Below are 23,205 nucleotides of genomic sequence, written 5' to 3' on the forward strand. Positions count from 1 at the left end.
TACCTCCAGCACTGGTCATGTCATGAAAGCACAAAACCCGCTGGCTGCCAGCGGGTAAGTATGACTGAAAGCGCTGCAAACAGCCAGCGGACGGCAACCGCCCGGTCAGTGATCAGGCAATCCCGTCCCCAATGCTGCCAGCAGATCGCGCAGCTGGGTGAATTCGGAACTTTTATCGAAGAAGAAACGCACGCCGTATTTCGCGCCGGCATTGCGAAAAGCGTTGCTGACGTTATTGCTGAAAATGATTTTCAGGGAATTGAGCGGTTTGTGCGCTTCCGCCAGGGTGCGCAACAGGCTCATGCCATTGCCTTCCTTGAGTTCGATATCCAGGATCAGCACATCAAACGGCTCGGCATCGATTTTTTTCAATGCATCGCCTTCCCCCTCGGCAAACCCGGCAAATACCACACCGGGAATTTCGCTCAAGGTATCAATCATCAAATTCCTGACAGCCGCTGAATCTTCCACCAGAAAAATCCGCAACGGCGTGGCGCCGGATTTGGCAATATCGGAGGTTGTTGTATGGTCCATTTTTTTGGCGACTAGCTTGCAACACCCCTCGCTTCAATTCATGCATTGCGCCAGGCCGGAGGGCAACTGGCATTCCTTGCATACGGCACGATCGCATCCTCTAATCGATCAGGTTGTTCTTGATCGCATAATAAATAATGTCCGCGTTGCTGGCCATGCTCATTTTCTGCAGTACGCGGGTACGATAAGTACTAATGGTCTTTACGCTGAGACAAAGCTCCTCGGCAATCTTGGTTACCCCTTCGCCCTGGCTCAATTTATAAAAAATCTCGTATTCGCGCGCTGACAGTGTTTCATGCAGCGGCGTGTTTTCATTGCTGGCGGGGTCCGCCGTCAACAGTTCGGCCACTGCATAGCTGATGTACTTGTGGCCTTGCAGTACGGTCTCGATTGCTTTCACCAATTCTATCGCCAGCGCCTCTTTCTGCACATAACCGTCAGCGCCGCTGCGCAGCACCTGCACCGCGTAACGGCTCTCCGGATGCATGCTCAAGATCAGCACCGGCAGTAGCGGCTTCTCGCGCTTGATCTGTTTCAACACTTCCACTCCGCTCTTGTCCGGCATTGCGATGTCGAGCAGCACGATGTCATAATCCTGCGAACGGATCAGCCGGATCGCTTCCTGCGCATTGGCGGCTTCCCCGGTGATTTCCATCTCCGGGATGTCGGCAATAAAATACTGGACGCCGGCACGGACTACCGCATGGTCGTCAACCACCAAAATTTTTATCATCTATTCAACCGTCGCAATCAGATAAGTTATCCGGCCAGCGTGTGACGCAATCCGACTGCCGTCAATGTAAATGCTATAAATTCAGTGTATATCCGTTTCCTGCATCTGTTCAATACCTTACCTTGCACTTCACCCGGAATTCCTGTCCGCCGGACGCTTCCCATTCTGGCTCACGCCGGCGGACAGGCACAACCTATTTCAGCAAGATATTGTTTTTCACCGATTTCACGCCCTTGACCCCGGCCGCCACTGCGGCAGCCCTGGCGGCGTCATCCCGCTGCGCCACGAAGCCGCTCAGCTGCACCACGCCCTTGAACGTCTCGACATTGATTTCAGCCGATTTCAAGCTTGGCTCGTTGAAGATTTCAGCCTTGACCTTGGTCGTGATGACAGCGTCATCCACATAACCGCCGGTGCCTTCCTGCGTCGAGGTCGCAGCGCAGCCGACCAGGGACACCATGCAGAGTGCGAAGAAAAATGCCGAAAAGCGTTTATAAAAAGTGGTCACGGATAGTTCTCCTTAAAATGGTGGGGCCAATCTAGCTCGCTTGTTATTTACCAGCGTCTGCCTTGGCTGCGGCAACACAATCATCCTTGGCGGCGCCTGCCAGCGCATCGCACTTGGCCATGGCTACCTTGTAGCGCGCATCTGCCCGTTCTTCCCGGGCGTCGGCCTTGGCCTTGGACACATCTTTCTGGGTGTTGGCGTTGGCTACGGCATTGGTCTGGTCTGCCTTGGCCTGCTTGACGCAGACATCCTTGGCGTTACCTGCCAGCGCATCGCATTTTTCCTTGGCTACCGCATAGTCGGCGTCGGCTTCGGATTTACGCGCGCCTGCCACGGCCTTTGGCGTGTTTTTATACTCGGCCTTTGCGTCTTGCTTGGTATGCTCACGGGTGGCCTTGGCTTGCTTGAGGCAAACATCCTTGCCGTTGCCGCTGAGCTCGTCGCATTTTGCCTTGTCGGCCTTGTAGGTAGCGTCGGCCGCATCTTCCGCCGCCTTGTAGCTGGCTTTGGCGCTGTCGGCCGCCAAGGCCAGCGAGGTGCCGCTGAAGCCGGCAACGCCGATCAGCATGGTCGCGAGGATTTTGTTGATAGTCATGTCAATGTCCTTTCTTCGACTGATGAATGTCATTGCCCAATCATGGTGAAAAAAGCCTTCAGAACTGGTCCTTCTGGCGCTTTTCGAACTCGCGGATCTGTTTTTCAACTTCATCCTTCTCGATCCCGTAGGCTTCCTGGATGCGCCCTGCCAGCTGGTCGCGCTTGCCGGCGATCCTGTCCAGGTCGTCGTCGGTCAGCTTGCCCCACTGCTCCTTGACGTTGCCCTTGAATTGTTTCCAGTTGCCTTGAATAGTGTCCCAGTTCATTGTGTACTCCTTGATGGTTGTCAATGTGCGTTATCGATTTATGCCAGGGTGGTCCGCAGAGCGATGCGCCCGGTCGGCGTTGCTACCCTTGCATCGGTGAATCCATACTAACCAGCCCTCCCATGCGGCGCTATAGGACAGGGACCGATGTCCTTGTAGGACAAAAGGAAGCGCCGCTCGCACGAAATCGACCGCCAATGTGTAAAATTGTCAGCCTGCTACTGCCCGATGCGGTTTTCCACCAGCGAACCGCCATGCCAGCGGCAACCTTAAAAGGAAGGAATCATGAGAGTCAGTCGTTATCTAAGTTTCTGGGCAGTGCTGTTGCTGACTTTGCTGCTTGCCGCCGGCGCCGCGGCCGGCAAGATGGGATGGTGGTGGGCGCTGCTCCCTGCCCTGCTGACCGGACTCGGCATCTGGGACATGAACCAGCGCAGCCACGCGATCCTGCGCAACTATCCGCTGATGGGACATTTCCGCTTCCTGTTTGAAATGATCCGCCCCGAGATGCGCCAGTATTTCTTCGAGAGCGACAACGACGGCGCGCCGTTTACCCGCAAGGAACGCAGCCTGGTCTACCAGCGCGCCAAGGGCGAAGTCGACAGCCGGCCGTTCGGCACCGAGCTGGACGTCAAGCTGCGCGGCTATGAATGGGTCGGCCACTCGCTGGCGCCGACCATCATCGCCAGCCACGATTTCCGCGTCACGGTCGGCGCCGAACGGGCGCAGCCGTATTCAATGTCGGTCTTCAATGTTTCGGCGATGAGCTTCGGCGCACTGTCGGCCAATGCGATCCGCGCGCTCAACCGCGGCGCCAAGAAAGGCGGCTTCGCACACGATACCGGCGAAGGCTCGATCTCGCCCTACCATCGAGAATTCGGCGGCGACCTGCTATGGCAGATCGCCTCCGGCTATTTCGGCTGCCGCAACGGCGACGGCAGCTTCAACGAAGAAAAATTCGTGGCGCAAGCCACTACGCCGCAAGTCAAGATGATCACGGTCAAGCTATCGCAGGGCGCCAAACCTGGCCACGGCGGCGTGCTGCCGGCGGCCAAGATCACGCCGGAGATATCGGCCACGCGCGGCGTGCCGATGGGCGTCGACTGCATCTCGCCGGCCACTCACTCTTCGTTTACCAATCCTATCGGCTTGCTGGAATTCATCCAGAAACTGCGCACGCTGTCGGGCGACAAGCCGGTCGGATTCAAGCTGTGCGTCGGCCATCCCTGGGAATTTTTCGGCATCGTCAAAGCCATGCTGCAGACCGGCATCCTGCCGGACTTCATCGTGGTCGACGGTTCCGAAGGCGGCACCGGCGCGGCGCCGCTGGAGTTTGTCGACCATGTCGGCATGCCTTTGCAGGAGGGTTTGCTGCTGGTGCATAACACCCTGCTCGGCGCCGGGCTGCGCGACCGCATCAAGATCGGCGCCAGCGGCAAGGTGATCACCGCCTTCGACCTGGCGCGCACGCTGGCGATCGGCGCCGACTGGTGCAACTCGGCGCGCGGTTTCATGTTTTCGCTCGGTTGCATCCAGTCGCAGAGTTGCCATACCGACCGCTGCCCTACCGGCGTCGCCACCCAGGATGTCGGCCGCCAGAAAGCGCTGGTGGTGCCGGACAAGGCCGAGCGCGTGTACCGGTTCCACGAAAGCACGTTGCATGCGCTGCAGGAACTGGTGCAAGCCGCCGGCCTGCCGCATGCTTCTGCGCTACGCGCGCATCACATCGTGCGCCGCACCTCGGACCATGAGGTGAAGCTGATGTCTGACTTGCTGCATTATCTGCAGCCGGGGGATTTGCTGAACCAGAAATACCGCTACCCGGTATTCGAAAAATACTGGCCGATCTCGCGCGCAGAAAGTTTTCATCCTGCAGCGCCGATCCAGGCCAGCGTCGGATAAAAAAAAGCCAGGGTTGTTCGTAACCCTGGCTTTTTTGTTTTCTGGCGCTGGTTCAGGCCTCGGCATCCGGCTGGTTCTGCGGCGCCGCCTTGATAAAGGCATCCAGTTCCTGGCAGTTCTGGTAGATGCCCATCACGGTCGGCATCGCCGACAGATCGCATTTCAGGCGCTGCGCATTGAAAATCTGCGGCACCAGGCAGCAGTCGGCCAGCGTCGGCGTGTCGCCGAAGCAGAATTTGCCGGGCCGGCCATCGCGGGCCAGCGTTACTTCGAGCGCCGCCAGGCCGCTTTCGCACCAATGCCGGTACCAGGCATTCTTGGCGTTTTCATCGATTTTCAGTTCGTGCACCAGGTAACGCAATACACGCAAGTTGTTCAGCGGGTGGATATCGCAGGCAATCGACAAGGCTATGCTGCGTACGAATGCCCGGTCCAGCGCAGCCGCCGGCAGCAATGCCGGCGCCGGATGGATTTCTTCCAGGTACTCCAGGATTGCCAGCGACTGCGTCAGCACCGCCTGGCCGTCGACCGCATCGTCGTCGACCATGGTCGGCACCAGGCCGTCGCTGTTCAAGGTCCGGTACATCTGGCTCAGCTGTTCGCCGCCATGTTTCAGCAGATGCACGGGAACGGTATCGTAGGACATGCCTTTCAGGTTCAAGGCGATCCGTACCCGGTAAGAGGCGGAGCTGCGGAAATAACTATACAGTTTCATCGGTATCTGCTCAGACCAGGCGTACGCGCAGATCGCCGACGCCGGCTACCGAGCCTTCCAGCAGGTCGCCCTTGCCGACAGCCGCAACGCCGGCCGGGGTGCCGGTAAAAATCAGGTCGCCGGCCTGCAGTTCAAAGTAGGCGGACAGTTGCTCTATGGTCTCGGCGATGTTCCAGATCATCTGCTTGATATCGCCTTTCTGGCGCAACGTGCCGTTTACATCCAGGTGGATATCGCCTTGCTCGATGACGCCAGTGGCGCCGACCGGATGGATCGGTGAAATCGGCGCCGAATAATCAAAGCCCTTGCCGGTGCACCATGGACGCCCCAGTTTCTTGGCCTCGCCCTGCAAATCGCGGCGCGTCATGTCGAGCCCGACGGCGTAGCCCCAGATGTGCTTGACCGCTTCCGCTGCCGGGATATTCTTGCCGCCGGTGGATAAAGCCACCACCAGTTCGATTTCGTGATGCAGGTCCTGCGTCATCGGTGGATAAGGCATCTCGCCTATGCTGCCGTGGGCGACCGGCAGCACCGCATCGGCAGGCTTCATGAAGAAGAACGGCGCTTCACGGCCGCTGCTGCCCATTTCCTTGGCGTGTTCGGCATAATTGCGGCCGACGCAATAAATCCGGTGCACCGGAAACAATTGATCGCTGCCGGCTATGGGGACGGCTGCTGCCGGCTTGGGAGGAAAAACGAATTGCATGGAAGCTCCTTTTTCAATACCGCCGTCATGCCGGCAGCAAACAATGTCTGAACTCAGGGTCTGTTGATATTTAACTCTTGCCGAGAAACTGCCCCAGGCGACGCACTGCTTCTTGCAGGTTCTCCATCGAGGTGGCATACGACAGGCGAATGTAATGCTGCGCGGTGTACGGGCCGAAGTCGAGGCCGGAAACCATGCTGACGCCGGCCTGGTTCAAGGCTTCCTTGACGAACTTGTCGGCGTCGTCGCCTTCCTTAAGCAGCCCGCTGCAATCCGCATATACATAAAACGCGCCGTCCGGCAGCACCGGCACCTTGAAACCCAGTTCGACCAGCGCCGGCACCAGGTAATCGCGGCGGCGCTTGAATTCGCTCCTGCGCTCTTCGTACAGGGCCAGCGAAGCAGGCTCGAAGCAAGCCAGCGCTGCGTGCTGGGCAATCGCCGAGGGGCAGATGAACAAGTTCTGCGCGAGTTTTTCGATAGGCGCCACCAGCGATTCCGGCAGCACCATCCAGCCGAGACGCCAGCCGGTCATGTTGAAGTATTTGGAGAAGCTGTTGATGACGATGATGTCGTCGCCCAGCGACAGCGCCGAAAACGGCTCGCCTTCGTAGCTCAGGCCCTGGTAGATTTCATCGACGATGGAATAGCCGCCCTTGCCGCGCACGGTAGCGATGATCTTGGCCAGCTCGCTGTGCAGGATCGAAGTGCCTGTGGGGTTCGACGGCGACGCCAGCAGCACGCCGCGCGTATGTTCGCCCCAGTGCTCCTGCACCATCCGGTCGGACAGCTGGAAGCGCTGCTCCGGGCCGCTGGCGATCATTTTCGCCTGGCCGTCGAAAGCCGCGACGAAGTGGCGGTTGCAAGGATAGGACGGATCCGGCATCAGCACTTCGCTGCCCTTCTCCACCAGTGCGGCGCAAGCCAGCAGCAAGGCGGCCGAAGCGCCGGCGGTGACGACGATGCGGCCGGGTGCGATATCGAGGCCGAATACCCGGCGGTAATGGGCCGAAATCGCTTCCCGCAACGCCGGCAAGCCGGTGGCAGAGGTGTATTGCATCTTGCCGTCGGCCATGGCCTTGGCGGCGGCTTCGATCACCAGCGGTGCCGCGGTGAAATCAGGTTCGCCGATACCCATGTGGATAATGTGGCGGCCTTGCCGTTCCAGCGCCGCAGCCATTTTTGCCAGCTCCATCACATGGAAGGGTGCGATGTTGTCAAGGCGGGAAGCCAGTTGCGAGAATGTCATGGATGCTCTTCCGAATGGCGTGGCGCCACTCGCTGGCGCCTCGCCTGAAACACGGAACCGGAAGCGATGCGCTGACGCGGCATCCGCGGCTCCGCCTACATTGATTGCTGGATCAGGCTTTCTTGCCGGCGCCGATTTCCGTGGCGCGCGTCTTGGCGGCAAACTTGTCCAGCACGCCGTTCACATATTTGTGGCCATCGATGCCGCCGAACGATTTGGTCAGTTCGACCGCTTCGTTGATCACCACGCGATAAGGAATTTCAACGTGGTTCTGCAGCTCGAAAGCGCCGATCAGCAAAGCCGCATGCTCGACCGGCGACAGTTCGCTGATCTTGCGGTCGATCAGCGGCTCCAGGCCGGCGCGCAATGGGACCGCGTCCTTGATCGCACCGTACAGCAGCGAGTTGAAATGCTCGGCGTCGGCCTTGTCGAAACCGTGCGCCTGGCGGATGTTTTCGCTGATCGCTGTCACGTCTTCATTGTTCAACAGCCATTGGTACAGGCCCTGCAACGCGAATTCGCGCGCGCGGTGACGTGGCGTGCGGCTCTTGCTCGGATTGGCGTGCAAAGTTTTATTAGTCATAATTTTTCCAGCTATCGTTCACATACAAAAATACACGGCCGGCGCCGGCGGCGCCCAGCCTGGCACAACATCTTATTCTTCGCTGGTGGCTTCCGCCAGCTCTTCCAAGGCGATCGCCAGGTTGGCCATTTCGACCGCCACCCGCGCGGCGTCGGTGCCCTTCTCTTCCATCCGCGCTTCTGCCTGCTCGTCGTTCTCGGTGGTCAGCACGGCGTTCGCAATCGGGATGCCGGCATCGAGGCCGACGCGTGTGATGCCGGCGCCGGATTCATTCGAGACCAGCTCGAAATGGTAAGTCTCGCCGCGGATCACGGCGCCGATCGCGATCAGCGCGTCGAACTGCATGGTTTCCGCCATCTTCTGCAGCGCCAGCGGGATTTCCAGCGCGCCGGGCACGGTGACGTGCAGGATGTCTTCATCCGCCACGCCCAGGTGCTTCAGCTCCGCCAGGCAGGCCGAGATCAACCCGTGGCAGACATCTTCGTTGAAGCGGGCTTGCACAATACCGATGCGCAAATCTGCACCATCCAGATTGGTTTCGTAAATTCCGACAGTCATGGCTTTCCTCTTATGCGCACCTGGCGCTTATCTACTGATGATTTACAAAAAAACGTTACGGGAACACGTTGCAACAACCACTGCTACGGCCCTGCTCTTCAGGCATTCGGCTTGTTCTGGTAGCCGGTGACTTCCAGGTCGTAACCTGTCATCGACGGCATCTTGCGCGGACTGGCCAGCAATTTCATCTTGCCGACGCCGAGGTCCTTCAGGATCTGTGCGCCGATGCCGTAAGTCCGCAGGTCGACCCGCGGCGGCGGCGGCTTGACGCCGCTGCAGGCGGCTTCCAGCGCGGCGAACTTGGCGAAAATCTGGTCGGCCGATTCTTCGCAATTGAGCAATACCACCACGCCGCACGGCGAAGCGGAGATGGCGGCCAGCGCCGACGCCATGTTCCAGGAATGGTTGGTGGCTTCGGTTTCCAGCAAATCCAGGATCGATACCGGCTGGTGCACGCGCACCAGGGTTTCCACATCCGGCGCCGGCGTGCCGTGCAGCAGGGCCAGGTGGGCGCCGCCGCTTGGCGTGTCGCGATAGGCGATGGTCTTGAACGTGCCTTGGGCAGTATGGGTAGTGCGTTCGGCCAGGCGCTCGACGATGCTTTCATGCTGGCCGCGGTAATGGATCAGGTCGGCGATGGTGCCGACCTTGAGGCCGTGTTCCTTGGAGAATTCCAGCAGGTCCGGCAGGCGCGCCATGGTGCCGTCTTCCTTGAGGATTTCGCAGATCACCGCGGCCGGCGTCAGGCCCGCCATTTCGGTCAGGTCGCAACCGGCTTCGGTATGGCCGGCGCGCATCAGCACACCGCCCTTGCGTGCCTTGATCGGGAAGATATGGCCAGGCTGCACGATATCGCCAGCCTTGGCGCCAGGCGCCACCGCTACCTGGATGGTGCGGGCGCGGTCAGCCGCGGAGATGCCGGTGGTGACGCCTTCGGCGGCTTCGATCGATACCGTGAAATTGGTGCCGTAGGCGGTGCCGTTGCGGCTGGTCATCATGCCCAGGTTGAGCTGGTCGCAACGTTCTTCGGTCAAGGTCAGGCAGACCAGGCCGCGCGCATATTTCACCATGAAATTGATGGCTTCCGGCGTCACAAAATCGGCGGCGAGCACCAGGTCGCCCTCGTTTTCGCGGTCTTCCTCATCCACCAGAATCACCATGCGCCCGGCACGGAGTTCAGCAATGATTTCCTCTGTTGTTGCAATTGACATGTTTCGCCTTGGAGATAACCGGCACGGAGGCCGCCTTGTGGGCAGCCTGGTCCGGCTTTGCTATAAATCTTGCTATGAAGGTTGCGGTTTACGCGCCCATGGCTGCGGCTGAGCAGGCCAGGTAAAGCAAACATAAACCAGAGGTCGCTATTTTAAAGGATTTAGCAGACTGAAAATGTTTTACGGACACCAGTTTGCCGCTGTTTTATGCCAAGAGCCGGCCAAAACCCGCGATCGTCGGCATCCAGACTGGTTTAGGCCGCCAATGGTTGCATGTTTGCCAATGCATCTGTCAGCAACCGAGGATCGCCCAGGGCCAGCCTTTTGGAGTCCGACAGCGCCTGCCGGAACGATTTGGCGCCTGGCACGCCGGCCATCAGGCCCAGCATGTGGCGGGTGATGCTGTTGAGGCGCAAGCCCTTGCCGTCGTGCCCGTGCAGCGCCAGCTGCTGGCGGATATAAGGCAGCATGGCTTCGATCACCTCGGCGCGCGTCTTCGGTGCGGCATCGGCGGCGCCGTAATAGCGGGAATCGAAATCGGCCATCAGGTAAGGATTGTGATAAGCCTCGCGGCCCAGCATCACGCCGTCGACATACTGCAGGTGGAAATCGATTTCTTCGGTAGTCTTGATGGCGCCGTTGATGATGATTTCCAGCTCCGGAAAATCGCGCGCCAGCTGGTAGGCATATTCGTACTTGAGCGGCGGGATTTCACGGTTTTCCTTGGGACTGAGCCCCTTCAGGATGGCATTCCGGGCATGCACGATGAAGGTCTGGCAACCGGCTTGCGCCACGGTGCCGACAAAATCGCGGACAAATTCATAGGATTCGGTCTTGTCGATGCCGATCCGGTGCTTGACGGTAACATCGATGCTCACCGCATCGCGCATCGCCTTGACGCAATCGGCCACCAGCTCGGCCTCCGCCATCAGACAGGCGCCGAACGCACCCTTCTGCACCCGTTCGGACGGGCAGCCGCAATTCAGGTTAATCTCGTCGTAACCCCATTCCTGGCCCAGCTTGGCGCTCTTGGCCAGGTCGGCCGACTCGCTACCGCCCAGCTGCAGGGCGACCGGATGCTCCACGTCGCTGAAATCGAGGTGGCGCGGCACATCCCCGTGCAGCAAGGCGCCGGTGGTCACCATTTCAGTGTAGAGCCAGGTATGCCGGGTGATCTGGCGGTGGAACACGCGGCAGTGGCGGTCGGTCCAGTCCATCATCGGCGCGACAGATACTAAGCGCTTGTTTATTAAAGGATTTTTAGTACTCATTTACTTCTATTTGCACACTTTGTGTACACGATATGCATACGGGGTTAATAATTGGTACATATTCTGTACATCGTTTGACACACACAAATTGCACACATGGCTACATTAACTCTACTAAAAAGCGGCTCATGGAGGGTACAAGCTAAAAAGAGATGCTCAATTGTGGGCGTCGGCAGTAGAGATGCAGGCAACCCACATTATAGCAAGCGGATATCCGATGCCTAAATATGCAGCACCATCGGCGGAGAATCCTGAGAACTCCAAGATGGCACTACAAAAAAATTAATAATCTTCAGGCATTTACGTTAAATCAGATAAGCATTATCGACATTTGACGTCCTTAGCTGCCTCTTCCGTTTACCCGCGCCCATAAATTTATCATTACAACGAACTGCAAATAGTAAAATGTCATCATCGATAATATAAGGGGAGCTCTATGGAGACAATTCAATTCTCGGTTCAGGGATCAGCGGAAGTGCCCTACGAAGTAACTTTTATTCGTGATGAAGACGGCCTATTTGCAGCATGTACATGCTCTGCGGGCACCATGGGAGCGTCATGCAAGCATCGTATCTCAATATTGGAAGGCCATAGAACTGACATCGTAAGTGCGAATATCGAGCAAGTTGCGACCGTCGCCAGTTGGTTACCAAATTCCCGTATCGCCGCATGCATTGATGAAATCACAGTTGCTGAACACGAATTTGACCGCGCAAAAAAGCAGGTTTCTGCTGCGAAAAAGAGATTAGGTGCAGCAATGTCGGGGAAGCAGTAATTCTGTAAAACGCATTAGCTGGAGATATGTCAAAAATGGTGGCCGATTTTAGTTACTGCGTTTTCCACAGCAATTGGCAATTGATATCTAGGTCGTACATGATTCTTCACACCCGGCTGGCAAGAAACAATTCGTAGCAGCGTTTGATGTCGTCAGTGCCATAGCGCACCTGGCAATATTTGGACAGGCTCTTTTTTCCACTGTCATCTACCGCTAAGGCTTGTTGGTTTCGTTTAATGGCACATCTGTGCAATGATCGCCATCCTTAGCCCACTTAGTAAGTAGTGACTGTCCGCTTGTATTTTTTGACAGGCAAAATGCAACGCGAAAAAGGTACTTTGTTCCGATATCAGCGCGATAAGGGACTGCATATTTCAAGGGAGATGCTTCTTTTAGCACCTTTCCCGTAGGCCAATTATCGCCATACTTGATGCATTGCTCAACACTGGACGGCATCGGTGCAAGTCCGCGGTCATCGTAAATGTGCCATACCTTTTCACCGCGATTTACTCTTACTTCAAACGATTTATATTGCGAAACTTTGTCGTCGCCGGCTATCGTCGCAAAAAAACATGGAACACCGTCCTTCAAAATTACTTGTGCTGGTGCATCATAGCCGCTAGACATTGCGCTCGATTGGCCTGACGTAGCAGTGCCAACGACAAGCAAAATACAAGCAATTTGCAGTTGCAGAAAATTGCGAAAAGACATTTTTCAGTCCTCAATATGAGTTGTTTTCGGCAACAACGAGGTATCCGATGGATTGCGTATAAATTCGGCAAGGACACTTTGAAGGAATGGCAAAATTTGAACACGTTGCCAGTGCGGTGCGTATCCCTCTCCTGATAGATATATAGCATCAAAATAGTGCGAGACCAAATCCCCTTGCTGTTCCATATTGAAATCAGACATAGTTTTGCCGAAGTCCGCAGTGGGATCATATTTATAGGCGCGAGCCACTGTTTGACCAGGGTTGTATTTATACCCGCCTTTGAGTTGAATTTTAATCCCACCCCATTTAACGCTGTAACCCAGTTGATATTGCCAGACATGTGTCATTTCATGAATGAACCATATCCGATCAGAATCGTCGTTGATTGAAAAATCAGCTTGATAATAGTCACTTGGAAAATACATTTCTCCATTAGGCGTCATTGCATTGGAGCCAGCGCCCACCATGTAAGCCCCGTTGTGGACCTTGATCTTAGAGTAATCCACCGAGGTACCGAATACCTTCTTGGCCAAATCGATCTCGCCTGGTGTCAATGGCCTGACTTTTTCTTCCACTTTGTGTTCTATCACTGATGAGCCAAGGGCGCTCGCGTTTGTTTTGACGCCACTCAATTCGACGTCGATACCACCTTCGCCGCCGCCTTCAGAATTTTCAGCCTGTCGGGCGCAACAAAATGCCACATTGGGCAGCAAGTTAGCCTGAGTGATCGTGCGCGGTTCGGTCGTTGTGATCCGCTCGGTTCTACCATCGGCATCAGTTGTTCCGCTAACCGTACTGCCGTCATCAAGCGTCAATGTGTAAGCCGCGCCAGCCAGGGCCGTTCCTGAACCGAGCAGGAACTTAATCTGCTCGTCATAGCGTTTCGTTTGAGCCACTAGTTGATCGTCGGCCATGGGCATGCTGGCGGCAGAGGTAGCGGTTGGAGGAGGCACTACACCTTGAGACTCTGCTTGGTCGTCGTAGGTCATTGTTTGGTGGAGATTTGATATGAGCTTCGGAGGGACGGGACAGCCGCAAATCACGATGTCGTTTTCCAGGGCTACTTCTCCCATAAAGTTCATTCGGCGTGGCCCGCCAGCCTTGGCAATGGTCCCAACGCCTTTACAGGCTAAGCAGGTTGCCTGTCCCCCGATTAGTGCGACCTTGTGACCAACATCGCCAACTGAAAAAGTTGAATTCGCGTTCGGCAGAATTACGCCGCTAGTAGTCGTCTTGTCGCCCACAACGACAATTTTCCGCATTGTCATAGATAGCCCTTAAAATTGCTTCGGAGCCATCTTTGCAGAAGATTAACTATATTGCAAGTAAATTTGCTGGCGGTCGCCGAAGCAATAGGGAAACAATCAGGAAACGAGGGTATTCTGATTCGCGCAAATTCGGCGAAAGACCGTAGCTTATCGGCAAGTCGGCCTTCGCCAAAGACCCTGCCCTAAACCTGCGACATCAACGCCATCGAGGCAGATTCCACAAACTTGCACCACAAACAAAAATGCCGAGCACAGCCCCTGAGCCGTGCTGGGTCTGGTTCAAGCTAGACGAGATGCGCGACGCCGCATCTCGCCCGGCTCCTGCCTTTACTGCCGTGCAGGTGTATTTTCAGCGAAGTATTCGTGGTTGTCGGCGTTGTCGACGGCATTGGTCGGATTGCTGACAGCCAGGTTGTGCGCGCCGGTCTGGCCGTACACATGGTCGCTGGTGCCGGCCACCACGGTGAAGTGGCTGGTTTCATGGACCAGTGTGCCTGCCTTGGAATCGGTGCCGTTGGCCGGTGCATTCCAGTAGGCGCCGCACAGGTAAACCGTGTACGGCTGGTCTGGATAGACATAAGCGTAAGTATCGGACTCGGTGCAGCTGCAGTCGAATTTATACGCCTGGTTGCCGAGTACGCTGCTGATGTTGGTGTAGTGGCTGGTGACCGTTGTATAACGGCCGCTGGTGACCGCGCCGAACCACCAGGTGTAGCGGCTGCCGGTGTTGTTTGCATTCAGGTAGCTCTTGGCGTTGGTAGCTATCGAAGTAGCGTCGGCGCGGGCTGTGGTCAACGCGGTTTTCTGGCTGTTGCTGCAGCTGGCGAAGGTAGTGGATGCCGCTGCAGCGCCATTGATTGCGCCCAGCAGGTCGGAAGAAGCCAGCTTGGACGATGGCGCAGGACCGCCGTCGACCGACAGCGGGATCGCATTGGTTTCCAGCGTGACGGCCGGAGCAGAAGCAGCAGCGCCGCTGGCCTTGGCGGCGACGGCGTTACCGGCTTCGCGCACCAGGGTGTCGGCGCTGCGCTTGTACTTGATCACGTATTGGCCGGCGCGATACATCTCGTAGTAGGCGCTGAGGTCTACTTCAACCACACGGCTTTCGTTCGGCTTGAGCGTGATGTAATCCTTGTCGGTAGCCGGTTTGCGTTTCACCAGGCGTCCCACATAACGCACCGGCTGACCGCCCAGGGCGACGCTGAACAGGTCGCCGCTGACGCCGTTCAATGGCGTTTCCCAGTTCAGCACATGCAAGGGCGCGGCGCTGGTGTTGGTGATGGTGTAGAGCACCTTGCCGGAGCCCGCCGCGCCTTTCGCACTGGCCTCCTGCAAGGTCACTTCGATATCGGCCCGCGCTGCATAAGCCGAGCCGCTGACAGCGATTGCTGCCACACATGTAACGCCTGCCAACCATTTTCGAAAACTGTGCATGGATCACTCCTCTTGTAGAGTTAAATGAGCCCCTGCCTTATGGGCATAGGGAAATTTATGCTAGCACGCACATTTCCATGCGGAATCCTGTCAAAGTTGACAGGGTGCCGCGACCTTATCGGAGAAAACCGCGTTTATATGCGAAGCGGCTCCAAACGTACTACCATCATCGGCAAGAGCCTGAAATCCGCCAACCGCCGCCAAGGAGACGCCATGCCGACCACCCTGAATACCGACCATTTCTGGATGCCGTTCACCGCCAACCGCCAGTTCAAGAGCAAGCCGCGCTTGCTGGTCGCCGCTTCCGGCATGCATTACACGACCGACGACGGCCGCCAGATCCTCGACGGCACCGCCGGCCTGTGGTGCACCAACGCCGGCCACTGCCATCCGAAGATCGTCGAGGCGATCCAGCAGCAGGCGGCCAAGATGGACTTTGCACCGGTGTTCCAGATGGGCCATCCGCTGGCCTTCGAAGCAGCCAGCGCGCTGGCGGCGATCGCGCCGGAGGGACTGAACCGCGTGTTCTTTTGCAACGACGGTTCGGAATCGGTCGATACTGCGCTGAAGATCGCGCTGGCATACCATCGCGTGCGCGGCGACGGCTTGCGCACGCGTTTGATTGGCCGCGAGCGCGGTTACCACGGGGTCGGCTTCGGCGGCATTGCGGTGGGCGGCATCGCCGGCAACCGCAAGCATTTCGGTCCGACGCTGGCCGGCGTCGACCATTTGCGCCATCCGCTGGATATCGCGCGCAATGCGTTTTCACACGGCTTGCCGGAGCATGGCGCCGAGATCGCCGACGAGTTTGAACAACGCTTGCTGGCGCTGCACGATCCGGCCACGGTGGCGGCGCTGATCGTCGAACCGGTGCAGGGTTCGACCGGTGTGATCCTGCCGCCCAAGGGTTACCTGCAAAAGCTGCGCGCGGTCTGCGACAAGTACGGCATCCTGCTGATTTTCGATGAAGTGATCACCGGCTTCGGCCGCCTCGGCGCGCCATTCGCGGCAGACTACTTCGGCGTGATGCCTGACATGATCTGTTGCGCCAAAGGCTTGACCAACGCCAGCGTGCCGATGGGCGCGGTGATCGTGCGCCAGGATATCCACGACGCCTTCATGAGCGCCGCCGGCGAAAACGCTATTGAATTCTTCCATGGCTATACCTATACCGGCCACCCGCTGGCAGCGGCAGCGGCGATCGCCACGATGGCGGTCTACAAGAGCGAAAACCTGTTCGACCGCGCGGCTGCGACAGCGCCGTATTTCGAACAGGCCGCGCATAGCCTGAAAGGCCTGCCTTTCGTCAAGGACGTGCGCAATCTGGGACTGGTGTGCGGAATTGAACTGGAGCCTGTCGCCGGCAAGCCGGGCGCGCGCGCCTTCGATGCCTTCTTGAAATGCTTCTGGGAGAAAGGCGTGCTGATCCGCACCACCGGCGACATCATCGCCCTGTCGCCGCCGCTGATTATCGAACCGGGACAGATCGACCAATTGTTTACGGCAATCGGCGATGTGCTGAAGGAACAGCATGCGGCGAGCTCGACAGTGGCCTGAACCCGGAAAGTAAAAAACCCGCCGGTGCGTGCCCTGGACAAGGGCGTGCACCGGCGGGTTTTTAGTGGCGGAGCCCGAAGGCCCGGTTCACTCGACAGCTTACGCGTCGCGCGAAGCCTTTTTACGCTCATGTTCCTTCAGGTAACGCTTGCGCAGGCGGATGCTCTTCGGCGTGACTTCAACCAGTTCGTCGTCGTCGATGAATTCAACCGCGTATTCCAGCGACATTTCGATTGGCGGCACCAGGCGCACCGCTTCGTCGGTACCCGAAGAACGGACGTTGGTCAGCTGCTTGCCCTTGATCGGGTTGACCACCAGGTCATTGTCGCGCGAGTGGATGCCGATGATCATGCCTTCGTAGACCGGGTCGTTGTGGCTGACGAACATGCGGCCGCGATCTTGCAGCTTCCAGATAGCGTAGGCAACGGCAGCGCCGTCGTCTTGCGAGATCAGCACGCCGTTGCGACGGCCGCCCAGTTCACCCTTGGAAGTGTCAACCGGTGCGTATTCGTCGAACACGTGGCTCATCAGGCCGGTGCCGCGGGTCAGGGTCATGAATTCGCCCTGGAAGCCGATCAGGCCGCGTGCAGGAATACGGTACTCGAGACGCACACGTCCCTTGCCGTCCGGTTCCATGTTTTGCAGGTCGCCGCGGCGACGGCCCAGTTCTTCCATGACGCCGCCCTGGTTGGCTTCTTCGACGTCGACAGTCAGGTTTTCGTACGGCTCTTGACGCACGCCGTCGACCATCTTAAACACCACGCGTGGACGCGAAACGGCCAGCTCGTAGCCTTCGCGACGCATGTTTTCGATCAGGATGGTCAGGTGCAATTCACCGCGACCCGACACTTCGTAGGTCGAATCATCGCCTTCAGCCTGTACCACGCGCAATGCCATGTTGGCTTTCAGTTCGCGGTCCAGACGGTCCTTGATCTGACGGGTGGTGACGAACTTGCCTTCGCGGCCAGCCAGCGGCGAGTTGTTGACCATGAAGTTCATGGTCAGGGTCGGCTCATCAACCTTCAGCATCGGCAAGCCTTCCGGATGGTCCGGTGCGCAGATGGTGGAGCCGATGCTGATTTCTTCGATGCCGTTGATCAGCACGATGTCGCCGGCCAGCGCTTCATCTGCCAGTACGCGGTCGAGGCCGCGGAAAGTCAGCACCTGGTTGATGCGGGCCTTGGTTGGCTTGTCGTCCGGACCGTTCATCCAGACTACGTCTTGCAGGGCTTTGACTTTACCGCGCAGGATACGGCCAACGCCGATCTTGCCGACGTAGGAAGAGTATTCCAGCGAAGTGATCTGCAGTTGCAGCGGGCCGTTAGGGTCGTCTTCACGCGCTGGAACGTGCTTCAGGATCGCGTCGAACAGCGGTTCCATGTTGCCGTCGCGGACGGTGTCTTCCAGGCCTGCATAGCCTTTGAAGCCCGATGCGTAAATGATCGGGAAGTCCAGTTGTTCGTCGGTTGCGCCGAGCTTGTCGAACAGTTCGAAAGTAGCGTTCACAGCCTTTTGCGGATCGGCGTTTTCGCGATCGATCTTGTTGACCACGACGATAGGCTTCAGGCCCAGGGCCAATGCTTTACGCGTCACGAAACGCGTTTGCGGCATCGGGCCTTCTTGCGCATCGACCAGCAGCAGAACGCTGTCCACCATCGACAGTACGCGCTCGACTTCACCGCCGAAGTCGGCGTGGCCCGGGGTATCAACGATGTTGATGTGGGTGCCCTTGTATTCGACTGCGCAGTTCTTCGACAGGATCGTGATGCCGCGTTCTTTTTCAATATCGTTCGAATCCATCACGCGTGCATCGACGTGCTGGTTGTCACGGAAAGTGCCGGATTGACGCAGCAATTGGTCAACCAGAGTGGTCTTGCCGTGGTCAACGTGGGCAATGATGGCAATGTTGCGGATGGCGCGAGGTGTGTTTGACATGGTCAGTTTGGAGATTGAAGAACTTAGTAAGGGCGCAGGTAACGATTGCGCAGAAAATATATAGCTACAGATTATATGACTACAAATGCGGCGGCCAAAAATGCTCGCTAAGGCACTGCACAGAAGTACGGCAGATGTAGCGGAATTTGGGAGGCCGCGCATTATAGCATGACGCGCTGCACTACTTTATGAAAAGCCTTGTAATTTCAAAGAGTTGCTGCCTCAATCGCAGCACAGACATTGCTAAAAACATATTTTACGCAGGCTGCGCGGTGGCGATCAGGCGTTCGGGAGCCAGGACCCCGTACTCATGCAGTTGCGCGGTGCCCAGCAGTTGCCGGACGGAGACTGCATCCGCAGGCTGCAGGTAGACCCGCACGCGTCCGGCGTCTGCCGGCAGGGCCACGCCTTCTTTTGCCAGCGTCAAGCGCTGGCCTTGCAGGAAGCGTTTGGCCAGTGGTTCGGATAACAACACCTCGGGAAAAGTCAGCAGCAGGCTGTCGACCGGCGCCAGCAAGGCGCTGCGCTCGGCCTGGCCGGTGGCGTCCAGCTGCTCCAGGGTGACGCAGCCATCCAGCGTCAGGTGGCCCACCTGGATCCGCCGCAACTCCTGCAGATGCGCGCCGCAGCCCAGGGCAGCGCCGATGTCTTCGCCCAGCACGCGGATGTAAGTGCCTTTGCTGCAGGCCACGCGCAAACGCAGGAACGGCGCCTCGTAGGCCAGGAATTCCAATGTGTGGATGCTGACGTCGCGCGCTTCGCGCTCCAGGGTAATGCCAGCCCGGGCGTATTCGTACAGCGGCTTGCCGTCGCGCTTGAGCGCCGAGTACATCGGCGGCACCTGCTTGATCGGGCCGCGGAACTGCGCCAGCACGGCATCGATCTGCGCGCGGCTGACGCTGACATCCTTGCGCTCCAGCACTTCGCCTTCGGTATCGCCGGTGGTAGTGCTCACTCCCAGGTGGATCAGCGTCTCGTACGTCTTGTCGGCATCCAGCAGGTCCTGGGCAAACTTGGTGGCCTCGCCGAAGCACAGCGGCAGCACGCCAGTGGCGAACGGATCGAGGGTGCCGGTATGCCCGGCCTTCTGCGCATTGAGCAAGCCTTTGGCCTTGATCAATGCGTCGTTGCTGGAGAAGCCGACGGGCTTGTCCAGCAGCAGGACGCCGTTGAGCGGGACACGGATTCTTTTGGGTGGGCGTGATGCCATTGGTAGCGGATGCAAAAGGAGAAAGCGGAAACGGCTTGCTGTGCCAGGCCGCATCGAATTTTAACGGTGACCGTTAGTCAATTTATCAACTAAACAATCGTTTAGTCTTGGCCGTCGTCCTTGGAACGGGTCGCATTCGCCAGGTCGATCAGGCGCGACATCTCGACGCCGCGGGCGGTCGAATTGTCATGGATGAAATGCAAGGCCGGCAAGGTATGGATAGACAGGCGGCGGCCTAGCTGGTTGCGCAGGAAACCGGCAGCCTGGGTCAGGCCCTTGACGGTATTCGCAATCGCTTCCAGATCGTCGTTCAGCATTGTGAAAAACACCTTGGCATGGGCGTAATCCGGCGTCACCTGTACTTCGGTAATCGTGATCATGCCGACCCGCGGGTCTTTCAGCTCGAAAACGATGATCTCGGACAAGTCCTTCTGGATCTGGTCTGCAACCCGCAAACCGCGGCCAGGGATGGATTTACTATGTTTAGCCATGCTTTTATTCAGCGCTTCTACACGCTTTGTCTTTCACAAATGAACTGCCAACCAACGTTACACAGGTTACTACAAAATGAAAATCGGGCTGTTAGGCCCGATTTTCCTGCCTACGCACATTCCTGCCGTGCGTGTGCTTGCGTTATTACAGAGTCCGCGCGATTTCTTCGACTTCAAAGATTTCGAGGTGATCGCCTTCTTTGATATCGTTGAAGTTCTTCAGGGTCAGGCCGCATTCGAAGCCGGAACGGACTTCCTTGACGTCATCCTTGAAGCGTTTCAGCGAATCCAGCTCGCCTGTCCACAAGACCACGTTGTCGCGCAGCAGGCGGACCGAAGCGCCACGTTTGACCAGGCCTTCGAGCACGTAGCAACCGGCGATCGCGCCGACTTTGCTGACCAGCAGCACCTGGCGAATCTCGACCAGGCCGAGGTTCTGTTCGCGCTTCTCTGGCGACAACATGCCGGACATCGCTGCCTTGATCTCATCCACAGCATCGTAAATGATGTTGTAGTAACGGATGTCGACACCGTTGGCTTCCGCCAGCTTGCGTGCCGACGCATCGGCGCGGGCGTTGAAGCCGATGATCACGGCCTTGGAGGCGACCGCCAGGTTGACGTCCGACTCGCTGATGCCGCCGACGCCGGCGTGCACCACTTGTACCCGGACTTCGCTGGTCGACAGCTTCTGCAAGGACTGGACCAAGGCTTCTTGCGAACCTTGCACGTCGGTCTTGATGATCATCGGCAGGTTCTTGACTTCGCCTTCGGCCATCTGGTCGAACATGTTTTCCAGCTTCGCGGCTTGCTGCTTGGCCAGCTTCACGTCGCGGTATTTACCTTGGCGGAACTGACCGATTTCGCGCGCCTTGCGCTCGTCTGCCATGACCATGACTTCTTCGCCGGCAACCGGCACTTCCGTCAAGCCCTGGATTTCGACCGGGATCGATGGGCCGGCTTCGGAAATCGCCTTGCCGTTTTCGTCCAGCATCGCACGGACGCGGCCGTAAGCCGAACCCGCCAGCACGACGTCGCCGCGCTTCAAGGTGCCTGACTGCACCAGGATCGTTGCAACCGGGCCACGGCCCTTGTCGAGACGGGCTTCCACCACCAGGCCGCGGGCCGGTGCGGCAACCGCTGCCTTCAGCTCCAGCACTTCAGCTTGCAGCAGTACCTGTTCCAGCAAGTTGTCGATGCCTTCGCCAGTCTTGGCCGATACCGGCACGAACGGCGATTCGCCGCCGTATTCTTCCGGCACCACTTGTTCCGCGATCAGTTCCTGCTTGACGCGGTCCAGGTTGCCGCCCGGCTTGTCGATCTTGTTGATCGCCACCACCAGCGGTACGCCGGCGGCTTTCGCATGGGCGATCGCTTCCTTGGTTTGCGGCATCACGCCGTCGTCGGCAGCGACCACCAGGATCACGATATCGGTCGCCTTGGCGCCGCGGGCACGCATGGCGGTAAACGCTTCATGGCCCGGGGTGTCGAGGAAGGTGATCATGCCGCGCGGTGTTTCCACGTGATATGCACCGATGTGCTGGGTAATGCCGCCGGCTTCGCCGGATGCAACCTTGGCGCGGCGGATGTAATCGAGCAGCGAGGTCTTGCCGTGGTCGACGTGACCCATGACAGTGACCACCGGTGCGCGCGGCAGCAGTTCGGCGTCGGCATGTTCTTCGCCGTCGACCAGCAGTGCTTCCGGATCGTCCAGTTTCGCAGCGTGCGCGGTGTGGCCCATTTCTTCGACCAGAATCATCGAAGTTTCCTGGTCCAGCACCTGGTTGATGGTGACCATCTGGCCCAGTTTCATCAAATGCTTGATGACTTCCGAAGCCTTGACCGACATCTTGTGCGCCAGTTCGGCGACAGTAATGGTTTCAGGGACATAGATGTCCTTGATGACCGCTTCCGTCGGCACCTGGAAATTGCTTTCATGATCGTCGTTGTGCGCATTGCGACGGCCCTTCGGACCGCCACGCCAGCCATCGCGACCGCCGCCGGTATTGCCGCGGGTCTTGATGCCGAGGCCGCGCTTCTTGGCCGCATCGTCTTGCCAGGTGGAAGAAACGTTGGCGGACTTGATCGACTTCTTGTCGACCACGACTTTCTTGTCGTCTTTCTTCTCGCCAGGCTTCTTGTCGGCAGGCTTGTGCAACGTGCCTTCGGCAGTCTTGGCCGGGGCTGCGGCAGGCGCAACCGGCTCAGGCGCCTTGATGACGCGGCGCGGCGCATTCATCATGGCCTTGATCTGCGCCACTTCATCTTGCACGGCCTTGCGGGCGCGTTCAGTCGCGGCCGATTTCTCGGCAGCTTCCTTGGCGGCCAGCGCGACCTTTTGCTTGGCTTCTTCGTTCGCCAGGCGTTTCTTTTCTTCAGCCGCAGGGTCTTCCTGCTTCTTGACCGCATCGGCAGCTACCGGGGCGGGAGCTTCGGCAGCCGCTTTTTTAGCTTCGCTTTCCGCTTTCTTGGCCTCGTTTTCCGCTTTCAGCGCAGCCTTGGCTTGCGCTTCCTTTTCCGCTTCCAGCTTGGCCAGGCGTTCCTGTTTTTCCAGCAGTTCGGCTTCCTGGCGAGCGATCAATTCGGCCTGGCGGCGCGTTTCTTCGATGCGGCGCGCCTGTTCAGCTTCATCGATGACCGGCGCGGCAGGCGCAACCGGTGCGGCCGCAGCTTCGGCAACCGGCTCGTCACGCTTGACGAAAGTACGCTTCTTGCGCACTTCAACCTGGATCGTGCGCGACTTGCCGGTGGCGTCAGCCTGCTTGATCTCGGTGGTTTCCTTGCGGGTCAGCGTGATCTTCTTCTTTTCGCTGTCTGGCACCGCACCGTGCGAACGGCGCAGGTGTTCCAGCAGGCGATCCTTGTCTTCTTTCGACAAGGCGTCGTCAGTCGAATTTTTCTGGACGCCAGCCGATTGCAGTTGTGTCAGCAGGAGATCCGCTGGCATTTTCAGCTCGGTGGCAAATTGGGCTACATTGTTACTCGCCATTCAG

General features: G+C 58.1%; 22 protein-coding genes. 3 read left to right on the top strand and 19 right to left on the bottom strand.

Features of this window, described 5'->3' with window-relative positions; translation table 11 throughout:
- Nucleotides 1–105 precede the first annotated feature (105 nt).
- From CFU_RS17810 to CFU_RS17830, 5 genes are all read right to left on the bottom strand, one after another.
- Nucleotides 106–441, bottom strand: a complete 336-nt coding sequence (locus tag CFU_RS17810) for a response regulator (RefSeq protein WP_238531334.1) — start codon at nucleotides 439–441, stop codon at nucleotides 106–108.
- A 193-nt stretch (nucleotides 442–634) separates the two neighbouring features.
- Nucleotides 635–1,267, bottom strand: a complete 633-nt coding sequence (locus tag CFU_RS17815; RefSeq protein ID WP_014007401.1) for a response regulator — start codon at nucleotides 1,265–1,267, stop codon at nucleotides 635–637.
- A gap of 193 nt (nucleotides 1,268–1,460) precedes the next feature.
- Nucleotides 1,461–1,727: a BON domain-containing protein gene (locus tag CFU_RS17820; RefSeq protein ID WP_050808763.1), complete on the bottom strand. Its 267-nt coding sequence runs from the start codon at nucleotides 1,725–1,727 to the stop codon at nucleotides 1,461–1,463.
- Nucleotides 1,728–1,818: 91 nt separating this feature from the next.
- Nucleotides 1,819–2,370 (bottom strand): hypothetical protein, encoded by a 552-nt coding sequence (locus CFU_RS17825; protein WP_238531335.1) that lies wholly within the window; start codon nucleotides 2,368–2,370, stop codon nucleotides 1,819–1,821.
- A 58-nt stretch (nucleotides 2,371–2,428) separates the two neighbouring features.
- Nucleotides 2,429–2,638, bottom strand: a complete 210-nt coding sequence (locus tag CFU_RS17830; RefSeq protein ID WP_014007404.1) for a CsbD family protein — start codon at nucleotides 2,636–2,638, stop codon at nucleotides 2,429–2,431.
- A 285-nt stretch (nucleotides 2,639–2,923) separates the two neighbouring features.
- Between CFU_RS17830 and CFU_RS17835 the strand changes: the two genes are divergently transcribed.
- Nucleotides 2,924–4,540, top strand: coding sequence for an FMN-binding glutamate synthase family protein (locus tag CFU_RS17835; RefSeq protein WP_014007405.1), 1,617 nt, complete (start codon nucleotides 2,924–2,926; stop codon nucleotides 4,538–4,540).
- Nucleotides 4,541–4,592: 52 nt separating this feature from the next.
- On the opposite strand, the gene maiA is transcribed toward CFU_RS17835, so the two are convergent.
- The 7 genes from maiA to dusA all read right to left on the bottom strand — a co-directional run bounded on the left by maiA (nucleotide 4,593) and on the right by dusA (nucleotide 10,782).
- Nucleotides 4,593–5,255: a maleylacetoacetate isomerase gene (maiA, locus tag CFU_RS17840; protein WP_014007406.1), complete on the bottom strand. Its 663-nt coding sequence runs from the start codon at nucleotides 5,253–5,255 to the stop codon at nucleotides 4,593–4,595.
- A 10-nt stretch (nucleotides 5,256–5,265) separates the two neighbouring features.
- Nucleotides 5,266–5,961 (bottom strand): fumarylacetoacetate hydrolase family protein, encoded by a 696-nt coding sequence (locus CFU_RS17845; RefSeq protein ID WP_041742323.1) that lies wholly within the window; start codon nucleotides 5,959–5,961, stop codon nucleotides 5,266–5,268.
- A gap of 70 nt (nucleotides 5,962–6,031) precedes the next feature.
- Nucleotides 6,032–7,210 carry a pyridoxal phosphate-dependent aminotransferase gene (locus CFU_RS17850; RefSeq protein ID WP_014007408.1) on the bottom strand — a complete coding sequence of 393 codons (1,179 nt, stop codon included), beginning with the start codon at nucleotides 7,208–7,210 and terminating at the stop codon, nucleotides 6,032–6,034.
- Between the two features lie 112 nt (nucleotides 7,211–7,322).
- Entirely contained in the window at nucleotides 7,323–7,793 is a 471-nt protein-coding gene (gene nusB, locus CFU_RS17855) for a transcription antitermination factor NusB (protein WP_014007409.1), read from the bottom strand.
- Nucleotides 7,794–7,865: 72 nt separating this feature from the next.
- Entirely contained in the window at nucleotides 7,866–8,351 is a 486-nt protein-coding gene (gene ribH, locus CFU_RS17860; protein ID WP_014007410.1) for a 6,7-dimethyl-8-ribityllumazine synthase, read from the bottom strand.
- A gap of 98 nt (nucleotides 8,352–8,449) precedes the next feature.
- Entirely contained in the window at nucleotides 8,450–9,562 is a 1,113-nt protein-coding gene (ribBA, locus tag CFU_RS17865; protein ID WP_014007411.1) for a bifunctional 3,4-dihydroxy-2-butanone-4-phosphate synthase/GTP cyclohydrolase II, read from the bottom strand.
- A gap of 254 nt (nucleotides 9,563–9,816) precedes the next feature.
- A complete protein-coding gene (gene dusA / locus CFU_RS17870; protein ID WP_238531336.1) occupies nucleotides 9,817–10,782 on the bottom strand; it encodes a tRNA dihydrouridine(20/20a) synthase DusA in 966 nt (321 codons plus the stop codon).
- A 487-nt stretch (nucleotides 10,783–11,269) separates the two neighbouring features.
- On the opposite strand from dusA, the gene CFU_RS24600 reads away from it, so the two are divergent.
- Entirely contained in the window at nucleotides 11,270–11,608 is a 339-nt protein-coding gene (locus CFU_RS24600; RefSeq protein WP_148264879.1) for a hypothetical protein, read from the top strand.
- A 213-nt stretch (nucleotides 11,609–11,821) separates the two neighbouring features.
- Here CFU_RS24600 and CFU_RS24605 read toward each other — a convergent pair whose 3' ends face one another.
- The 3 genes from CFU_RS24605 to CFU_RS17880 form a co-directional block, all read right to left on the bottom strand.
- Nucleotides 11,822–12,319, bottom strand: coding sequence for a hypothetical protein (locus CFU_RS24605; protein WP_148264880.1), 498 nt, complete (start codon nucleotides 12,317–12,319; stop codon nucleotides 11,822–11,824).
- A 3-nt stretch (nucleotides 12,320–12,322) separates the two neighbouring features.
- Nucleotides 12,323–13,588 carry a PAAR domain-containing protein gene (locus tag CFU_RS23430; protein ID WP_014007413.1) on the bottom strand — a complete coding sequence of 422 codons (1,266 nt, stop codon included), beginning with the start codon at nucleotides 13,586–13,588 and terminating at the stop codon, nucleotides 12,323–12,325.
- A 327-nt stretch (nucleotides 13,589–13,915) separates the two neighbouring features.
- Entirely contained in the window at nucleotides 13,916–14,983 is a 1,068-nt protein-coding gene (locus CFU_RS17880; RefSeq protein WP_202946126.1) for a M35 family metallo-endopeptidase, read from the bottom strand.
- Between the two features lie 252 nt (nucleotides 14,984–15,235).
- Here CFU_RS17880 and CFU_RS17885 point away from each other — a divergent pair, with 252 nt between their 5' ends.
- Nucleotides 15,236–16,579, top strand: coding sequence for an aspartate aminotransferase family protein (locus CFU_RS17885; RefSeq protein ID WP_014007415.1), 1,344 nt, complete (start codon nucleotides 15,236–15,238; stop codon nucleotides 16,577–16,579).
- Nucleotides 16,580–16,678: 99 nt separating this feature from the next.
- On the opposite strand, the gene typA is transcribed toward CFU_RS17885, so the two are convergent.
- The 4 genes from typA to infB all read right to left on the bottom strand — a co-directional run bounded on the left by typA (nucleotide 16,679) and on the right by infB (nucleotide 23,201).
- Nucleotides 16,679–18,514: a translational GTPase TypA gene (gene typA, locus CFU_RS17890; protein WP_014007416.1), complete on the bottom strand. Its 1,836-nt coding sequence runs from the start codon at nucleotides 18,512–18,514 to the stop codon at nucleotides 16,679–16,681.
- A 256-nt stretch (nucleotides 18,515–18,770) separates the two neighbouring features.
- Nucleotides 18,771–19,724, bottom strand: a complete 954-nt coding sequence (truB, locus tag CFU_RS17895; RefSeq protein WP_041742325.1) for a tRNA pseudouridine(55) synthase TruB — start codon at nucleotides 19,722–19,724, stop codon at nucleotides 18,771–18,773.
- A gap of 101 nt (nucleotides 19,725–19,825) precedes the next feature.
- Nucleotides 19,826–20,215 carry a 30S ribosome-binding factor RbfA gene (gene rbfA, locus CFU_RS17900; protein ID WP_014007418.1) on the bottom strand — a complete coding sequence of 130 codons (390 nt, stop codon included), beginning with the start codon at nucleotides 20,213–20,215 and terminating at the stop codon, nucleotides 19,826–19,828.
- 145 nt (nucleotides 20,216–20,360) lie between these two features.
- Nucleotides 20,361–23,201 carry a translation initiation factor IF-2 gene (gene infB, locus CFU_RS17905; RefSeq protein ID WP_014007419.1) on the bottom strand — a complete coding sequence of 947 codons (2,841 nt, stop codon included), beginning with the start codon at nucleotides 23,199–23,201 and terminating at the stop codon, nucleotides 20,361–20,363.
- Between the last annotated feature and the right edge of the window lie 4 nt (nucleotides 23,202–23,205).

Origin of the sequence: Collimonas fungivorans Ter331 (assembly GCF_000221045.1) — a bacterium.
GTDB classification, from domain to species: Bacteria; Pseudomonadota; Gammaproteobacteria; order Burkholderiales; family Burkholderiaceae_D; genus Collimonas; species Collimonas fungivorans_A.

Coding starts and splice junctions, on each gene's coding strand:
- CFU_RS23430 (WP_014007413.1), bottom strand. CDS start 13,588: ATGACAATGCGGAAAATTGTCGTTGTGGGCGACAAGACGACTACTAGC.
- ribBA (WP_014007411.1), bottom strand. CDS start 9,562: ATGTCAATTGCAACAACAGAGGAAATCATTGCTGAACTCCGTGCCGGG.
- typA (WP_014007416.1), bottom strand. CDS start 18,514: ATGTCAAACACACCTCGCGCCATCCGCAACATTGCCATCATTGCCCAC.
- rbfA (WP_014007418.1), bottom strand. CDS start 20,215: ATGGCTAAACATAGTAAATCCATCCCTGGCCGCGGTTTGCGGGTTGCA.
- CFU_RS17825 (WP_238531335.1), bottom strand. CDS start 2,370: ATGACTATCAACAAAATCCTCGCGACCATGCTGATCGGCGTTGCCGGC.
- CFU_RS17810 (WP_238531334.1), bottom strand. CDS start 441: ATGATTGATACCTTGAGCGAAATTCCCGGTGTGGTATTTGCCGGGTTT.
- CFU_RS17835 (WP_014007405.1), top strand. CDS start 2,924: ATGAGAGTCAGTCGTTATCTAAGTTTCTGGGCAGTGCTGTTGCTGACT.
- CFU_RS17830 (WP_014007404.1), bottom strand. CDS start 2,638: ATGAACTGGGACACTATTCAAGGCAACTGGAAACAATTCAAGGGCAAC.
- infB (WP_014007419.1), bottom strand. CDS start 23,201: ATGGCGAGTAACAATGTAGCCCAATTTGCCACCGAGCTGAAAATGCCA.
- CFU_RS17850 (WP_014007408.1), bottom strand. CDS start 7,210: ATGACATTCTCGCAACTGGCTTCCCGCCTTGACAACATCGCACCCTTC.
- CFU_RS17845 (WP_041742323.1), bottom strand. CDS start 5,961: ATGCAATTCGTTTTTCCTCCCAAGCCGGCAGCAGCCGTCCCCATAGCC.
- CFU_RS24600 (WP_148264879.1), top strand. CDS start 11,270: ATGGAGACAATTCAATTCTCGGTTCAGGGATCAGCGGAAGTGCCCTAC.
- CFU_RS17820 (WP_050808763.1), bottom strand. CDS start 1,727: ATGGTGTCCCTGGTCGGCTGCGCTGCGACCTCGACGCAGGAAGGCACC.
- CFU_RS17815 (WP_014007401.1), bottom strand. CDS start 1,267: ATGATAAAAATTTTGGTGGTTGACGACCATGCGGTAGTCCGTGCCGGC.
- dusA (WP_238531336.1), bottom strand. CDS start 10,782: ATGATGGACTGGACCGACCGCCACTGCCGCGTGTTCCACCGCCAGATC.
- CFU_RS17885 (WP_014007415.1), top strand. CDS start 15,236: ATGCCGACCACCCTGAATACCGACCATTTCTGGATGCCGTTCACCGCC.
- CFU_RS24605 (WP_148264880.1), bottom strand. CDS start 12,319: ATGTCTTTTCGCAATTTTCTGCAACTGCAAATTGCTTGTATTTTGCTT.
- maiA (WP_014007406.1), bottom strand. CDS start 5,255: ATGAAACTGTATAGTTATTTCCGCAGCTCCGCCTCTTACCGGGTACGG.
- truB (WP_041742325.1), bottom strand. CDS start 19,724: ATGGCATCACGCCCACCCAAAAGAATCCGTGTCCCGCTCAACGGCGTC.
- nusB (WP_014007409.1), bottom strand. CDS start 7,793: ATGACTAATAAAACTTTGCACGCCAATCCGAGCAAGAGCCGCACGCCA.
- ribH (WP_014007410.1), bottom strand. CDS start 8,351: ATGACTGTCGGAATTTACGAAACCAATCTGGATGGTGCAGATTTGCGC.